This window comes from Serratia sp. EC4, assembly GCF_059652115.1.
The window spans coordinates 64,767-80,091 of the sequence record NZ_JBNIDE010000010.1 but is presented as its reverse complement, the minus strand read 5'-3'; the positions used below and the strand labels follow the sequence as shown (position 1 = coordinate 80,091).

Genomic DNA, 15,325 nt, shown 5'->3' with positions numbered 1-15,325 from the left:
GTGTGTCAGGCCTGCGAGTAGTCGCGGGCGCCAAAAATTGCGGTGCCGATGCGCACCAGGGTGCTGCCTGCGGCGATCGCCGCCGCCATATCGTCCGTCATGCCCATCGACAGCGTATCGGCCTGCGGATAACGCTGACGCAGGGCGAGAAAGGCGTCGTTCATCCGGCTGAATACCGCCAACTGCCGCTGATAATCCGCTTCCGGCGCCGGGATGGCCATCAGGCCGCGCAGCGTCAGGTTCGGCAGCGCGGCTATCGCGTCGGCCAGCGCCGGCAGCTCGCTTAACGCGATGCCGGATTTGCTTTGCTCGTCGCTGATGTTGATTTGAATCAGCACGTTGAGCGGCGGCATGTCGGCCGGGCGCTGATCGCTCAGGCGCTGGGCGATGCGCAGCCGATCCACGGTATGACACCAGGCGAAATGTTCCGCCACCAGCCGACTCTTATTGGATTGCAGCGGGCCGATAAAGTGCCACACCAACTCGCCGCCCTGCGGCGACTCGGCGAAATGCCGGATCTTGTCTACCCCTTCCTGCACGTAGTTCTCGCCGAAGGCGCGCTGGCCGGCGGCGATGGCTTCTTCGATCGCCGCCACAGGTTTGGTTTTGCTGACTGCAAGCAGAGCAACTTCTTCCGGCGCCCGCGCGCAATTTCGCGCGGCGGCCGCGATGCGGTTTCTGACATCCTGCAGGTTCTGTTGGATAGTGCTCATTATTGACCCGGGAGAGTGATATGGATATCGATGAATTCGTGGCCCTTAGTGTAAAGCATAATGCTTCCGATCTGCACCTTTGTGCCGGTCATCCGCCGATGTTGCGCATCGACGGTGAACTGCAGCCGCTGGCGGCGGCGCCAACGCTGACGGCGCAAGGCGTGCAGGCCCTCTGCGACGGATTGCTGAATGCGCAGCAGCGCGAGAGCCTGCGGCGGCTGGGGCAGGTCGATCTGGCGTTGCACAGGCCGGGCGGGGAGCGGCTGCGGGCCAACGTTTTTCAACAAAGCGCGGGGATTTCTCTCGCGTTGCGGCGTATCGCCGGGCAATCGCCTTCGCTTGCCGAGCTGGCGGCGCCGGCCATTGTCCCGGCGTTGCTGCGGCGCGACGACGGGCTTATCCTGGTCACCGGCGCCACCGGCAGCGGCAAGTCCACCACGTTGGCGGCGATGATCGACGAGATCAACCGGCACCAGCAGCGGCATATTTTGACGCTGGAGGATCCGATCGAATTCCTGCACCGCAGCCGGCGATCGCTGATCCAGCAGCGGGAGATCGGCCGCGACAGCCACAGCTTCGATGCGGCGTTGCGCGCCGCGCTGCGCGAAGATCCGGATGTGATCCTGCTGGGCGAGCTGCGCGATACCGCCACCATCCGGCTGGCGCTCACTGCGGCGGAGACCGGCCACCTGGTGCTGGCGACGCTGCATACCCGCAGCGCGCCGCAGGCGGTGGAACGGCTGGTGGACGTGTTTCCGGCGGAAGAGAAACCCTATGTGCGCGCCCAGCTGGCCGGCAGTCTGCAGGCGGTGATCGCGCAAAAGCTGATGAGGCGGCCCGGCGGCGGACGCGTGGCGATCTTTGAAGTACTGACGGCGACGGCGGCGGTCAGCAACCTGATCCGCGAAGGGAAAACGCATCAGTTGGCGAGCGTGTTGCAAACCGGCGCGCAGTCCGGCATGCAAACCTTTGAGCAAGGTTTGCAGCAGCGGATCGACGCCGGCGTGTTGGGAGAGTGCGCGGGGGAAAGGGCGGGCGTTTAGCCCAGTTGCCGTTCGAACCAGCTTTCGAGGATCACCACCGCGGAGGCGGAATCCACGCTGCCTTTATCAAGCGCGCGGAAGCCGCCGCGATCGAACAGGTTGGCGCGCGCTTCCACGGTGCTCAGGCGCTCGTCATGCAGATCGATCTGGATGCCGAAACGGCCGTGCAGGCGGTTGGCGAACTTGCGCGCCTGGGCGGTAACGGGTTGTTCGGTGCCATCCATGTTCAGCGGCAGGCCGACCACCACCAAATCCGGTTGCCACTCCTTCAGCAGCTTTTCGATTTTCAGCCAGTCCGGCGAGCCGTCCTGCGCTTTGAAAGCCGGCAGGGCACGGGCGCTGCCGGTCAACTCCTGGCCGACGGCCGCGCCGATGCTTTTGGTGCCGAAGTCGAAGGCGATAATGGTGCGGTTGCTCATCAGGCGTGTCCTGCGTGGTTGGCGATGCTGCGAATGTCGATACCCAAAAGGTTCCCCGCCTCGCGCCAGCGGCTGGCGATCGGCGTGCGGAACAAAATGTCGGTGTTGGCTTCGATGGTCAGCCAGGCGTTTTCCAATACTTCCTGCTCCAACTGGCCCTTTTCCCAACCCGCATAACCCAGCGCCACCAGCACGTCGTCCGGTTGCTCTGGCGTGCCGAGCGTTTCCAGCACGTCTTTCGAGGTGGTGATCATGGTGTTGGGCGAAATTTGAATGCTGGCGCCGAAGCCGTGGCGCGGCGTATGCAGGATAAACCCGCGATCGTCCGCCAGGGGGCCGCCGGCGAACACCGGCTTGTCCAGGCTAATGGCCGGATCGCGCGCAGGCGGCATGATCTTCAGCTTGCTCAGCACCGTGGCTACCGTGAACTGCTCCACCGGTTTATTGATCACCAAACCCATGGCGCCTTCTTCGTTATGCTCGCAGACGTAAATCACCGAGCGCTTGAAGCGAGGATCCTGCAGCGTTGGCATGGCGATCAGAAAATGGTGCTGTAAATTCATGGCGTTAGTATAAGGTAATCAATGGGTGAGAAAATAAACAGCCGCCAGTATGCGGCTATACCCGCCGCCTTTCAAGCCGCGCGCAAAGGCGAGCTTTGGCGGGCGCGATACGGGATAGCGGGCGGCATGCCGCCCGCATGACGCATTACTTCGCCGCCAGGCGTTTTTCAATCGCGTCCATCAGCATGCCGGTAATCGAAATCGGGAATGCCGCCTCAATCTCGCGCGCGCAGGTTGGGCTGGTGACGTTGATTTCGGTCAGGCGATCGCCGATCACGTCCAGGCCGACGAAGATCAGCCCTTTCTCTTTCAGCGTCGGGGCGACGGCGCGAGCGATTTTCCAGTCGCTTTCGCTCAGCGGGCGCGCTTCGCCGCGGCCGCCGGCCGCGAGGTTGCCGCGGGTCTCGCCCTGCGCCGGAATGCGCGCCAGGCAGTAAGGCACCGGCTCGCCGTCCACCACCAGGATGCGTTTGTCGCCGTCCTTGATCGCCGGCAGGAAGTTCTGCGCCATGCAGAAACGGCTGCCGTGTTCGGTCAGGGTTTCGATGATCACCGACAGGTTAGGATCGTCCTGCTTCACGCGGAAGATAGACGCGCCGCCCATGCCGTCCAGCGGTTTCAGGATGATGTCGCCGTGCTGCTGGTGGAATTTGCGGATGTGCGCGGCGCTGCGGCTGACCAGCGTATCCGGCGTCAGTTCCGAGAACCAGGCGGTGAACAGCTTCTCGTTGCAGTCGCGCAGACTTTGCGGCTTGTTGACCACCAGCGTGCCTTTAACTTCGGCGCGTTCCAGAATGTAGGTCGCATAGATGTATTCGGTATCGAACGGCGGATCCTTGCGCATCAGGATCACGTCCAGTTCGTGCAGCGCCAGATCCTGCTCGGCGCCGAAGCTGAACCAGCTCTCCTTGTCTTCCTTCACGCTCAGCAGGCGGGTGCGCGCGCGCCCGTCACCGGCGTGCAGATAGAGATCGTTCATCTCCATGTAGTGCAATTCGTAACCGCGGCGCTGCGCTTCGAGCAGCATGGCGAAGCTGGTGTCTTTCTTGATGTTGATGGAATCGATAGGATCCATCACGATGCCGAGCTTAATCATCTTTTCTCCTTTAACCCAGGTCGCCGAAGCGGACCTGCAGAGCGGTAATGGCGGTGAGCGCTGTGGTTTCGGTACGCAGAACGCGTGGTCCCAGCAGAATATCAGTAAATCCGTGGTCGGTGGTCATGGCGATTTCGTCGGCGGACAAACCGCCTTCCGGGCCGATCAGCAGGCGAACATGATCCACCGGCTGCGGCAGCGTGTTGATGCTGTGGCTGGCGCGCGGGTGCAGGTTGAGTTTCAGGCTGCCGTCCTGCTCGGCGCACCAGGCTTCCAGCGACATCGCCTCGCGGATTTCGGGAATGCGGTTGCGGCCGCACTGTTCGCAGGCGGCGATGGCGATCTTTTGCCATTGCTGGATTTTCTTCGCCAGACGCTCGCCGTCCAACTTCACGCCGCAGCGCTCGGAAAACAGCGGGGTGATGACGTTGACGCCCAGCTCGATGGATTTCTGGATGGTGAACTCCATCTTCTCGCCGCGCGAGATCACCTGGCCCAGGTGCAGGTTGAGCGGCGATTCGATGTCATCCACGCGGCCGTCGCCGAGGCGCACCAGCACGCTCTTTTTGTCCACCCGGATTATTTCGGCGTCGAACACCTGGTTGCTGCCGTCGAACAGCTGCAGCGCCTGGCCGGCGCTCATGCGCAGCACGCGCCCGACGTGGTTGGCGGCGTCCTCGCTGAGGGCGATCTCCGCCCGGTCGGTCAACGGCTGCGGATGGTAAATGCGGGGTATGCGCATGGGTAGTCTGATCCTGACGAAACGGCGCCGCGGGTTAGCGGCGCCATGAAAGATAAAGGCTATAGTAGGTTAGCTTTTCCGCTGCTGACAAGCCTGTTGAATATAGGGGTTGTGGTTGCCCTGCACCTTGGCGATACGTGCTTCGCGCTGACATTCCCATTGGCTCACCGGATATTGCCGGTTCCACACCTCGAACAGCTGGGTTTGCTGGCGTGACAGCCGCAGCTGGTAGCGATCGCGCATGTAGAAGTAGGTGCGGGCAATGGCGCCGCGGGCGCGGGCGGGCGGCTCCGCCTGTTTATTCTTGAAGTCCACCTTCATTGGGCATTGCCCGTACTGGCCCGCGCCGCCGTTCCATTGGCTGTACATGAAGTTGTTGCGGTCGCCGTTCACTTCGCCGATCGCCGGCTGCAGGTTGTGCAGATCGGTTTCTATCTGGCGGTAGGTGGCGTCCTTGTTGCAGTTTTTGCGCCCGCCGTCCTGCCAGCACTGCAGCTGGTGGCCGAATTGCCAGGCAGGCACCACGTGTTCCCATTCGATGCGTTGCGCGCGCTGGGCGTTTTTACGCACCTGATAGCCGCAGCCGGCGAGATCGGGAATGCCCTTCTTGCCTTGCCACTCGATGCGGCAGCCGCAGTAAAAACTGCCCGGCGCATCCTGGTTAATCTTGGCCGCCGCCGTCTTGGCTTGAGAGAAGTTATTGATGCCGTGCGCCTGTGCGGCGCCTGCGGCGAAAACCGCCATAAACAAAATTCTGCGAAGCATATTCCAAAACAGCTCAAAATTGGAAAAGCAGGCAGGGTAACGGAACTTGCCGGCAGTGGCAAATGGCGATATTTACTTGTTTTAACGTATAAATCGTTTAACTAAAGGTTCTCGCTAGCAAGAAATTTCAGTTTTTCACCGCACCGGCGGCAGCGGTATTCGCTTTCGCCGCGCAGCACGCGGTTATGGCGGCGAATGGTGAGCTGGTGCTGCCCGCAGCCGCAGCGGTAGGGGAAGGTTTTGCTTTGCACCGAGGCGGTTTCGAAACGATGAGTGCGGCTGGCGGGCGTCAGCAGCACGCTTTCCATCACCCAGCGCCATTCGCGGCCGTGCGGCGCTACCCGGCCGAATTGGCGAAACACCAGCAGATGCGCCAGCTCGTGCGGCACCACTTCATCGATAAACGGCTGTTGGTTTTCCAGCAGCAGCACCGGGTTCAGACGGATTTCCCAGCTTTGCAGCCAAGCGGTGCCCGCGCTGGTGCCGCGTTGCTGATAGACGATGCTGGGTTCGGGGAACTCGACGGCAAAATGCCGGCGGGCCAACTGCAGCTTTTCTCGCAGGCAGCGCATCACCGCTTGTTGCAGCGCGATAGGGATTCTCGGTTTGTTCATTGCGGCTAGCTTAAGCAATGGCGCGGCGGCTGACAATACGCCCCGGCGCAAATCGCATCCGGCGCTTTTTCGCCACATTGATAAGACGATCGCCGCCGATGGATTGTAATCAATGTGTTAACTGCGGGATAATAAAGCGTGCATGATGAGCCTGTACCCGCAGTTCTCACCGGACAAGGTTGAAACGCCGCCTGTGGTAATCCCTTACGCAAAGAGCGGTTATTTTGCGATTTGGCGCAATAACTGACTGATTAAAAATACGTAAGGTGGAGGCAGTTTTTTGACAAGGCGCCGAGCCGTGCGCCGCAAGTGTGAATTTAACGCAGCTGATGTTGCAAGTGAGAGATCAATGTCGAATAAACCGTTCCACTATCAAGATCCGTTCCCGCTGAAGAAAGACGATACCGAATATTATCTGCTGAGCCGCGACCACGTTTCCGTGAGCGAATTTGAAGGCCAGGAAATTCTGAAAGTTGCCCCTGAAGCGTTAACCCTGCTTGCCCAGCATGCGTTCCACGACGCCTCGTTCATGCTGCGCCCGGCGCACCAACAGCAGGTGGCCGATATCCTCGGCGATCCGGACGCCAGCGAAAACGACAAGTACGTTGCGCTGCAATTTCTGCGTAACTCAGAAATCGCCGCCAAGGGTATTTTACCGACCTGCCAGGACACCGGCACTGCGATCATCGTCGGCAAAAAGGGCCAGCGCGTCTGGACCGGCGGCGGCGATGAAGAAGCGCTGTCGCGCGGGGTCTACAACACCTACATCGAAGAGAACCTGCGCTATTCGCAGAACGCCGCGCTGGATATGTATAAAGAGGTCAATACCGGTAGCAACCTGCCGGCGCAGATCGATCTCTACAGCGTGGACGGCGAAGAGTACAAATTCCTGTGCATCGCCAAGGGCGGCGGCTCCGCCAACAAAACCTATCTGTACCAGGAAACCAAGGCGCTGCTGTCGCCGGGCAAACTGAAAAACTACCTGGTCGACAAGATGCGCACGTTGGGCACCGCGGCTTGCCCGCCGTACCACGTGGCGTTCGTCATCGGCGGCACCTCGGCGGAAGCGACGCTGAAAACCGTCAAGCTGGCCTCGACCAAGTATTACGATGGCCTGCCGACCGAAGGCAACGAGCATGGCCAGGCGTTCCGCGATCTGGAACTTGAAGCGGAATTGCTGCAAGAAGCGCAAAACCTGGGGCTGGGCGCGCAGTTCGGCGGCAAATACTTCGCGCACGATATCCGCGTGGTGCGCCTGCCGCGCCACGGCGCCTCCTGCCCGGTCGGCATGGGCGTCTCCTGCTCGGCGGACCGCAACATCAAAGGCAAGATCAACCGCGAGGGCATCTGGCTGGAAAAACTGGAGCACAATCCGGGTAAATTCATTCCTCAGGAGCTGCGCCAGGCCGGGGAGGGCGAAGCGATCAAGGTCGATCTCAACCGCCCGATGGCCGAGATCCTCAAACAGTTGTCGCAGTACCCGGTTTCCACCCGCCTGTCGCTGAGCGGCACCATCATCGTCGGCCGCGATATCGCGCACGCCAAGCTGAAAGAGCGTCTGGATCGCGGTGAAGGCCTGCCGCAGTACGTCAAGGATCACCCGATTTACTACGCCGGCCCGGCCAAAACGCCGGAAGGCTACGCGTCCGGTTCCTTGGGGCCGACCACCGCCGGACGTATGGATTCCTACGTCGATCTGCTGCAATCTCACGGCGGCAGCATGATCATGCTGGCGAAAGGCAACCGCAGCCAGCAGGTGACGGATGCCTGCCACAAGCACGGCGGCTTCTACCTCGGCAGCATCGGCGGCCCGGCGGCGGTGCTGGCGCAGCAGAGCATCAAGAGCCTGGAGTGCGTGGAGTACCCTGAGCTGGGCATGGAAGCGATCTGGAAAATTGAAGTGGAAGATTTCCCGGCGTTTATCCTGGTGGATGACAAAGGCAATGACTTCTTCCAGAAGATCCAAGCCGGTCAGTGCTCCAGCTGTCTGAAATAATCGTTACCCCCTCCACCGCCCGCGGGCGGTGGAGGGGATTGTGTAAAGTCCTGTAGCTTGCTGGACGTCGAGTTTTAACCTGTATACCCTACGCGAATAGCACTAAAATTCGACTAATGGAATATCGGCAACATAAGGTTCGGCAAGCACATGGGCACGCAGGAAAGTCACATCAGGGAGTTACTGGTCTGGATTGAAGATAACCTGACCAATCCGCTGTCGTTGGATATCGTTTCCGCCAAGTCAGGCTATACGAAATGGTACCTGCAGCGCATGTTCAAGAAGCAGACCGGATTATCGTTAGCTTCCTACATTCGCGCTCGCCGCCTCTACATCGCCGCCTTCGCCTTGCGTTTCACGCAGAAGAGCATCCTCGATATTTCGGTTGAATATCAATTCGATAATCAGCAGACATTCTCGCGCTGTTTCAAGAAACATTTCGCCGAATCGCCCAGCGTTTATCGTCATGCCCGCAAACAGGACTTCAGCAATCTGGTGCGTTCGCTGGCGGCCAGCCAGCCCGGCGATATTCAGGTCGAACGCGTCAGCATCGCCAGAGGGCAATACGCCTTTCAGGGCAAACAGTACGCTTATCACCTGGATATCGAAAAGTTGGACAAGTCGCATCTGCCGCAGCGCAGCGCGCTGCGGGCGCAGTTCTACACCTTGTTGGGCGAGCGTCCGGCGCAGACCTATTCGTTTACCCAACTGGTGCCGGACGGCGAGCGGGTCAGGGTCGACTATACCTTGGGCGTGACGGCGGACTATCCGCTGCGTGAAGGCGTGGCGCTGGAGCCGCTGCCGGAGGTCCACGGCGAGTTTTGCCGTTTTCGCTATTCCGGCAAGCCGGTGGCGCTCAATGACCACATCATTCAAATCTACACGCAGGTGCTGCCCGAAATGGGGCTGGCCCGCGGCGACGGGCCGGACATGACGGTGTTCAGCTATTCGCTGAGCGGGAAAGAGGAGCTGCATCTGGAGCTGCAACATCTGGTGCCGGTGGTGCCGCTGCACTGATCCCGTCGGCGGCCGGCCGCCGGTTTTTTTGCTGCACGATCGCCGCCATCACCGCCAGGGCGATCTCCGCCGGGGTTTTGCTGCCGAGCGGCAGGCCGATCGGCGCGTGAATGCGTTCCAACTCCTGCGGCGTGAATTCGGCGATCTGCTGCAACCGCTGGCGCCGCCGCGCGCTGTTTCTGAGCGAGCCCATGGCGCCGATGTAAAACGCCGGGGTGTGGATCGCTTCCATCAGTGTCAGATCGTCCATACGCGGATCGTGGGTCAGCGCCACGACGGCGGTATTGGCGTGGCAACCGCCGTCCTCAATGAACTTGGCCGGAAACTGGCGCAGCAGCGTCACGCCCGGTTTTAACTCGGCGGCGAAGTTATCCAGCGCCTCCGGGCGGTTCTCGCACACCAGCACCTCAAACCCCAGCGCTACGGCGAAATCGGCGCAGTACAGCGCCACGCTGGACAGCCCGGCGATCAGCAGGCGCGGCGCGGCCGCGATATGCAGGGTAATCTGTTCGAGCCGGCGTTCAACCTGAGTGGCGCTGGTGAAATGGCTCTGCTCAAGGCTATGGCAGGCGTTGGGCAACGTCAGGCGTTTGAGCAACGCATGATGCCCTTCCAGCGCGCCGGCGATGCGCTGCAGGTAAGCGACGCTGGCTTCTCCCGCCGGCAGATACTCGATCAGCACGTCCAGCACGCCGCCGCACGGCAGCGCCACATTGGGCGTCATGCCGCCTTCGCCGTAGCGGATCACCTGGCTGGCCGCCTGATACTCCCCGGCGGCCACGCGCCGCAGAAAGTCCTCCTCCACGCACCCGCCCGACAATGAGCCGCTGTAGCGGCCGTCGCGGGTCGCGGCCATCAACGCGCCCGGCGACCGCGGCGAAGAGCCATAGGTGCTGAGCACGGTGCATAACCAGACCGGCTGTTGTTGCAGCCAGCTTATCGCCTGGCTGACCACGGTGACATCAAGATGTTGCATAGGTGAATTTACTCGCTGGCCGGGAGTTGCGATGGAAGATCAATATCCTGCACGACGCCGGGGTGTTCAAGCGGCAGCAGGTGCACCGCTGCGCCTTGCAGCAGTTCACGCGCGCCATTATCGCCGCGCAGTTGGCAAAGTGGTTTGCGCAATCGGGCGGAAAAGCCGACCGGGTGGCCGGGCTGTTGCGCATAGCTGGGGCGCACGATCGGGTGCTGCCGCAAGGCATCCGCCACCTGTCGGAAAACGTCGGCGCCGACGAACGGCATATCGGCCAGGTGGATCAGCCAGCCTTGCCAGTGCGGCGTGGCCGCAACGCCTGCGGCGATTGAGTCGCCGAGGCCCGCGCTGGCGAGCAGGGTGACCGGCACCTGGTTGGCGGCGCAGGCTGCCAGCACCGGCAGATTATCCGGCCGGGCCACCACCTGTACCGGCAGGCCGGAGGCCAATGCCCGGCGCAGGGTGTGTTCAAACAGCGATCGCCGCTCGCCCGCCGCATCGGCAAATCCGGCGTTCAATTTGTTGCCCTGGCCGCCGGCCTGAATAAAGCGCTCTCCGCGTCCGGCGGCGGTAATGACAATGCCCGTGGTCATGGTTGAAGTCCGCGTTTGCGCAAATTATTTATTAGCCTACAAACTACCTGTGTTTTGTAAATGTTTTTTTGTTGAAAACAACCTGTTAATCATCACATAATTTTAGTTATAAGCATATGCTTATGACGTCTACGGCAAGGTCGTCAGCGTTTGCGCAACAACACCGCGAACAAAAACCAATTACAAGAAAGACGTGAAGGACTTATTTATGAGCAATTTCAACCCGTCGCGGCGCCGCTTTATCAAAAGTGCCGTGATTGCGGGGGTCTCCGTGTACCTCGCCCCCCTGTACAGCCGCGCCTACGCCGCGCTGTTCGAGCAAAAAATCCTCCAGTCGCCCAACTGGGATCCGCAGGCCAAGCGCGTCCGTTTCCGTATCGATGGCCGCGCCAAGGTCATGGGGCAGAAGGTGTTCGCGCGCGATATCCGCGCGGTGGACATGCCGCACTGGCCGCAGAAACAGGCGCACGCCTTCATTCTGCGCGTGACCAAAGCCGACCGGCTGTTCGAAGGCGTCGATCTGTCGCTGCTGGGGGACGATCTGCAGCCCGATCGCCTGGTGACGGCGGAAGACCTGGCGCGCGACGGCCTGGCCTTCCCGGCGTTCTACGGTGACGACATGCTGCTGCCGAGCGGCAAAACCCCGGCCTACCTCGGCCAGGCGGTGGCGATCCTGATCTATCACGACTTCGCCCGTTTCCGCTTCGCCAAGGACAGGCTGAAATTCCGCGAAGAAACCATCAAATACGGCGCGGTCACCGGCCCGCTGGAGCGCGATCCCTGGGGCAGCTTCCGCTATGTGCGGGTGGGGGGAGAACAGCCGTTCGACGACGACCGCTTCTCCAGCCTGAAGGACACGCCGATCTTCCCGGTGTCGATGAAAAAACACCTGCCGGTGTGGCCGGAAGGGCGTGAGGGCGGCAAGCTGGATCAGGAAGGCATGCGCTATGCGGGGATGATCGCCGACGAGATGGCGAACCCGCCGGCCGACTGGCTGGTAATGTCGCGCCGCTACACCACGCAGTCGATCGACACCTCGGCGCTGGAGCCGGACAACGCCAACGGCTGGTTCGACGCGCAGACGCAAACCCTGCATCTGGTGGTGCCGACTCAGTCGCCGCAGGAAGTGGCCGACGAGATGCCGCGCATGCTGGCCAAGCGCAATCCGCCGGTGAAACAGCTGATCCTGCACCCGTGCTACACCGTGGGCTACGGCTCGAAAGACCACTACAACTTCCCCTATTACGGCGCGGTGGCGGCGATGTATGGCGACGGCCACCCGGTGCGCCTGGCCAATGATCGCTTCGAACAGTTCCAGACGGCGTTGAAGCGCCACGCGTTCGACATGAACTACCGCATCGCGGTGAATAAGCAGACCGGCGTCATGCAGTCGTTCCTCGGTGACATGACCGCGGACGGCGGCGGCCGCAGCAACTTTACCCCTTCGGTGGTGATGGTCGGCGCAACCGCCGCCCAGTCGATTTACTACTTCCCGAAAAGCGATCTGTCGTCGGTCGGGCTGGCCTCACGCGCCATCGACGCCGGTTCGGCGCGCGGTTACGGCACGCTGCAGAGCATGGCCGCCACCGAGATGATGGTGGATGAGCTGGCCGCCGAGCTGAAGATCGACCCGATCGAGTTCCGCCTGCGCAACGTGCTGAAATCCGGCATGAAAAACACCCAAGGGGCGATCCCGGCCGGTGCGATCCGCGCCGATGAAGTGCTGGAGAAGGCGGCGAAGCATGAGATGTGGCTCAAGCGCGCCGAACGCAAGGCCGAGTTTGAGAGCCGCCATCCCGGCAAGCGCTATGGCGTCGGCTTCGGCTGCGTGCAGAAAGACTTCGGCACCGGGGCGGAAACCTCGTTCGCCCGGGTGGAGCTGAGCGAAGACGGCCGCATCACCCTGCATCACAGCGGCGCGGAGATGGGCACCGGCATGTCGACCTCGCAGTCGGTATTGTGCGCGCAGTGGCTGGGCAAACCGGCCGACGAAGCGCACTTCTCGGTCACCGACTGGTCGGTATTGCCGATGGTCACCAGCGGCGATCCTTACCTGATGTCGCAAGAAGAGCAGGACAAGCTGCAAACCAACCCCAACTGGACGCCGAGCTACTGTTCGCCGTCGAGCGCCAGCAATTCGGCCTATTACTTCTCGCACAGCACCCGCGAAGCGGCGCGCCTGATCTTCGATCACGGCCTGTGGCCGGCGGCGATGGCGCTGTGGCAGGCCGGTATCGGCGGCGGCCAGGCGGCGCCGCTGGTGGTGCGGCGCGAAGATGCGCGTTGGGTCGAAGGCGGCCTGACGGCGGCGGGCATGTCGGTGCTGAGCCTCGAGCTGCTGGCCAAGACGGCTTATCAGATGGGCGGCGTCACCGGCGCGGCGGTGCACGTGTTCAACCGCTGGCAGTGGGCGGAGGCCGATTTCACGTTGAACGGCAAAAGCGAACGCCTGCCGATCGACGGCATGGCGCTGCGCAACGCCGGCGGCGAATTCAAACCGCTGGCGCGCGGGCAGGTCTACTACCCGCCGACCCAGCGCAACAATGCGGCGGTGACCTACTACAGCGCCGTCGGCACGCTGGCGGAAGTGGCGGTGGATATCGCCACCGGCCAGGTGGAGTTGCTGAATCATCACTCGATCATGGAGTGCGGCAACCTGATCGTGCCGGAACTGGTTTCCGGCCAGCTGCAGGGCGGGCTGGCGATGGGCATCGGCCATGCGCTGCACGAATATTTACCGCTGTACGAAGACGGCCCGGGCAACGGTACCTGGAACTTCAACCGTTACCACCTGCCGCGCGCCAGTGATGTGGCGGTGTGGAAACAGAGCGGCGACATCCTGCCGGCGCTGTCGGAAACCGATCCGCCGAAAGGCATGGCGGAGGTGGTGATGATCCCGATCGTGGCCGCGCTGGTCAACGCCATCGCCGACGCCACCGGCCACCGTTTCCGTGATTTGCCCGTTCGTGCAGAAAATATTCGTGAGGTATTACAATGAGCATTAAAACCCAGCCGATTTCCCTGACCATCAACGAGAAACAGTACGGCCCGATCGAGGTGCCGGAAGGCTTGATGATGATCGATTTCCTGCACGAGTATCTCGATTTGACCGGTTCGCGCCTCGGCTGCGGGCAGGGCATTTGCCACGCCTGCGTGGCGATCGTCGATCATCCGAGCGGCACCAGCGAAGAGGTGCGCACCTGCATCACCGGCGCGCATTTCTTCAACGGCAAGAAAGTGCGTACCGTCGAAGGCCATGCCAAGGTGGACGAACAGGGCGAGGTGGTTGAGCTGTCGCCGATCCAGCAGGCGTTTCTGGAGCACTACAGCTTCCAGTGCGGCTACTGCACGCCGGGTTTCGTCAACGCCGCCACCATTTTCGTGGAAAAGCTCAAGCGTGAGCCGATCGCCCGCGAACAGCTGGAAAACGCCATTGAGCAGGCGCTGGACAGCCACATCTGCCGCTGCACCGGCTACGTGCGCTACTACGAAGCGGTGCGCGACGTGGTGCTGAAAACGCCGGGCCTGCTGAAGGAGACGGCGCAATGAAAAAACGTCTCGCAGTGTTGATTGTGCTGGTGGCGATCGTGGTGATTGCGCTGCTGTGGTGGCGGGAAAACCGCCGTTACGACGGTCCGGTGCAGCAGGTAACCGCCAGCGCCGAACAGATCGCCCGCGGCCGCTATCTGGCGCAGGCCGCCGACTGCGCCGCCTGTCATACCGCCAGCGGTGGGGCGCCGTTGGCCGGCGGCTATCCGCTGGACACGCCGTTCGGCACGATTTACGGCAGTAACCTGACGCCGTCGGCCGACCACGGCATCGGGCGCTGGAGCAAGGACGACTTCTTCCTGGCGTTGACGCAGGGCGTGGCGCCGGGCGGGCGGCACCTGTACCCGGCGATGCCTTATACTTCGTATAAGGGCATGTCGCGTCAGGACGCCGACGACATCTACGCTTACCTGATGACGCGCCCGGCGGTGGACGTGGCCATTCCGGCCAACGAGATGCCGTTCCCGTTCAACCAGCGCATGGCGCTGATCGGCTGGAACCTGCTGTTCCGCAGCCAGGATCCGCTGCCGGCCAGTTCACAGGGCAGTTCGCCGCAATGGCAGCGCGGCCGCTATCTGGCCGACGTGCTGGGGCACTGTGGCGAATGCCACACGCCGCGCGGCGCGCTGGGGCAGATGGATCTCGGCAAACCGATGCAGGGCGGCGATCTCGGCCGCTTCATGGCGCCGGACATTACGCCGCACGGTCTGGCGCAGCGCGGCTGGACGCCGCAGGACGTCAGCCGCTTCCTCAGCACCGGCCTCGCACCGCAGGGTTCCGCCTTCAGCGAGATGCACATGGTGGTGGATCTCAGCACCCGTCATTTGACGCCGGAAGATCATCAGGCGCTGGCGCTGTATCTGATGGGCGAGCAGCCGCCGGCGGCGGTGCCGGTGAAAATGGGCCAGGGCAGCGATGCCGGGCGCATGACCTATCTGGATCAGTGCGCCGGTTGCCATGCGCGCGAAGGCGAGGGCAAACCGCACGTCGCACCGGCGATGCGCGATAACGCCACGCTGCGCCAGGCGGACGGCAAGAACCTGATCGTGTCGGTGCTGGATGGCCTGCCGGCCCAGCAGTTCCCGAACGGTGAAAGCATGCAGAGCATGCCGGGCTTCGGTGAGCGTCTGAACGATGCTGAAGTGGCGGAACTGGTGAATTACCTGCGGGTGACCTGGGGAGGCTTGCCGGCGGACGTCACCGCCGAGCAGGTGAAAGCGCTGCGCAAGTAAGCGGCGT

The 15,325-nt window shown here is 62.2% G+C and carries 15 protein-coding genes; 6 read left to right on the top strand and 9 right to left on the bottom strand.

The window, feature by feature from the left end; translation table 11 throughout:
* Nucleotides 1–5: 5 nt before the first annotated feature.
* The gene (locus ACP39K_RS21375; RefSeq protein WP_115116486.1) at nt 6–713 is read right to left on the bottom strand and encodes a YggS family pyridoxal phosphate-dependent enzyme; all 708 of its coding nucleotides are present in this window, start codon (nt 711–713) and stop codon (nt 6–8) included.
* Nucleotides 714–733: 20 nt separating this feature from the next.
* On the opposite strand from ACP39K_RS21375, the gene ACP39K_RS21370 reads away from it, so the two are divergent.
* Nucleotides 734–1,756 (top strand): type IV pilus twitching motility protein PilT, encoded by a 1,023-nt coding sequence (locus ACP39K_RS21370; RefSeq protein WP_060445093.1) that lies wholly within the window; start codon nt 734–736, stop codon nt 1,754–1,756.
* Here the strand turns inward: ACP39K_RS21370 and ruvX are convergent.
* From ruvX to ACP39K_RS21340, 6 genes are all read right to left on the bottom strand, one after another.
* Nucleotides 1,753–2,175 carry a Holliday junction resolvase RuvX gene (gene ruvX / locus ACP39K_RS21365; protein ID WP_015379046.1) on the bottom strand — a complete coding sequence of 141 codons (423 nt, stop codon included), beginning with the start codon at nt 2,173–2,175 and terminating at the stop codon, nt 1,753–1,755. The genes ACP39K_RS21370 and ruvX overlap by 4 nt on opposite strands.
* Nucleotides 2,175–2,738: a YqgE/AlgH family protein gene (locus ACP39K_RS21360; protein ID WP_033635940.1), complete on the bottom strand. Its 564-nt coding sequence runs from the start codon at nt 2,736–2,738 to the stop codon at nt 2,175–2,177. Before ACP39K_RS21360 ends, ruvX begins: the two co-directional genes overlap by 1 nt.
* A 145-nt stretch (nt 2,739–2,883) precedes the next feature.
* Nucleotides 2,884–3,834, bottom strand: a complete 951-nt coding sequence (gene gshB, locus ACP39K_RS21355; protein ID WP_016930084.1) for a glutathione synthase — start codon at nt 3,832–3,834, stop codon at nt 2,884–2,886.
* 10 nt (nt 3,835–3,844) lie between these two features.
* On the bottom strand, nt 3,845–4,576 hold the full coding sequence (gene rsmE, locus ACP39K_RS21350; RefSeq protein ID WP_004937458.1) for a 16S rRNA (uracil(1498)-N(3))-methyltransferase: 732 nt from the start codon (nt 4,574–4,576) through the stop codon (nt 3,845–3,847).
* A gap of 69 nt (nt 4,577–4,645) precedes the next feature.
* The gene (gene endA / locus ACP39K_RS21345) at nt 4,646–5,341 is read right to left on the bottom strand and encodes a deoxyribonuclease I (protein WP_015379043.1); all 696 of its coding nucleotides are present in this window, start codon (nt 5,339–5,341) and stop codon (nt 4,646–4,648) included.
* Nucleotides 5,342–5,442: 101 nt separating this feature from the next.
* The gene (locus ACP39K_RS21340; protein WP_033639394.1) at nt 5,443–5,955 is read right to left on the bottom strand and encodes a SprT family zinc-dependent metalloprotease; all 513 of its coding nucleotides are present in this window, start codon (nt 5,953–5,955) and stop codon (nt 5,443–5,445) included.
* 349 nt (nt 5,956–6,304) lie between these two features.
* On the opposite strand from ACP39K_RS21340, the gene fumA reads away from it, so the two are divergent.
* Nucleotides 6,305–7,951: a class I fumarate hydratase FumA gene (gene fumA / locus ACP39K_RS21335; RefSeq protein WP_147881384.1), complete on the top strand. Its 1,647-nt coding sequence runs from the start codon at nt 6,305–6,307 to the stop codon at nt 7,949–7,951.
* A gap of 150 nt (nt 7,952–8,101) precedes the next feature.
* Nucleotides 8,102–8,968 (top strand): helix-turn-helix domain-containing protein, encoded by an 867-nt coding sequence (locus ACP39K_RS21330; RefSeq protein WP_016930080.1) that lies wholly within the window; start codon nt 8,102–8,104, stop codon nt 8,966–8,968.
* On the opposite strand, the gene ACP39K_RS21325 is transcribed toward ACP39K_RS21330, so the two are convergent.
* Together ACP39K_RS21325 and ACP39K_RS21320 are read right to left on the bottom strand one after the other, a co-directional pair.
* The gene (locus ACP39K_RS21325; RefSeq protein ID WP_033639397.1) at nt 8,892–9,944 is read right to left on the bottom strand and encodes an XdhC family protein; all 1,053 of its coding nucleotides are present in this window, start codon (nt 9,942–9,944) and stop codon (nt 8,892–8,894) included. The genes ACP39K_RS21330 and ACP39K_RS21325 overlap by 77 nt on opposite strands.
* An 8-nt stretch (nt 9,945–9,952) precedes the next feature.
* Entirely contained in the window at nt 9,953–10,537 is a 585-nt protein-coding gene (locus ACP39K_RS21320) for a nucleotidyltransferase family protein (RefSeq protein ID WP_060445095.1), read from the bottom strand.
* Between the two features lie 208 nt (nt 10,538–10,745).
* Here ACP39K_RS21320 and ACP39K_RS21315 point away from each other — a divergent pair, with 208 nt between their 5' ends.
* The 3 genes from ACP39K_RS21315 to ACP39K_RS21305 are packed head-to-tail and all read left to right on the top strand — an operon-like array spanning nt 10,746 to nt 15,318.
* Nucleotides 10,746–13,535: a xanthine dehydrogenase family protein molybdopterin-binding subunit gene (locus ACP39K_RS21315; RefSeq protein WP_117287305.1), complete on the top strand. Its 2,790-nt coding sequence runs from the start codon at nt 10,746–10,748 to the stop codon at nt 13,533–13,535.
* Nucleotides 13,532–14,086, top strand: a complete 555-nt coding sequence (locus ACP39K_RS21310) for a (2Fe-2S)-binding protein (protein WP_025304236.1) — start codon at nt 13,532–13,534, stop codon at nt 14,084–14,086. The genes ACP39K_RS21315 and ACP39K_RS21310 overlap by 4 nt, the downstream gene beginning before the upstream one ends.
* Complete coding sequence (locus tag ACP39K_RS21305; RefSeq protein WP_497008818.1) at nt 14,083–15,318, top strand: c-type cytochrome; 1,236 nt, start codon at nt 14,083–14,085, stop codon at nt 15,316–15,318. Before ACP39K_RS21310 ends, ACP39K_RS21305 begins: the two co-directional genes overlap by 4 nt.
* Nucleotides 15,319–15,325: the final 7 nt, after the last annotated feature.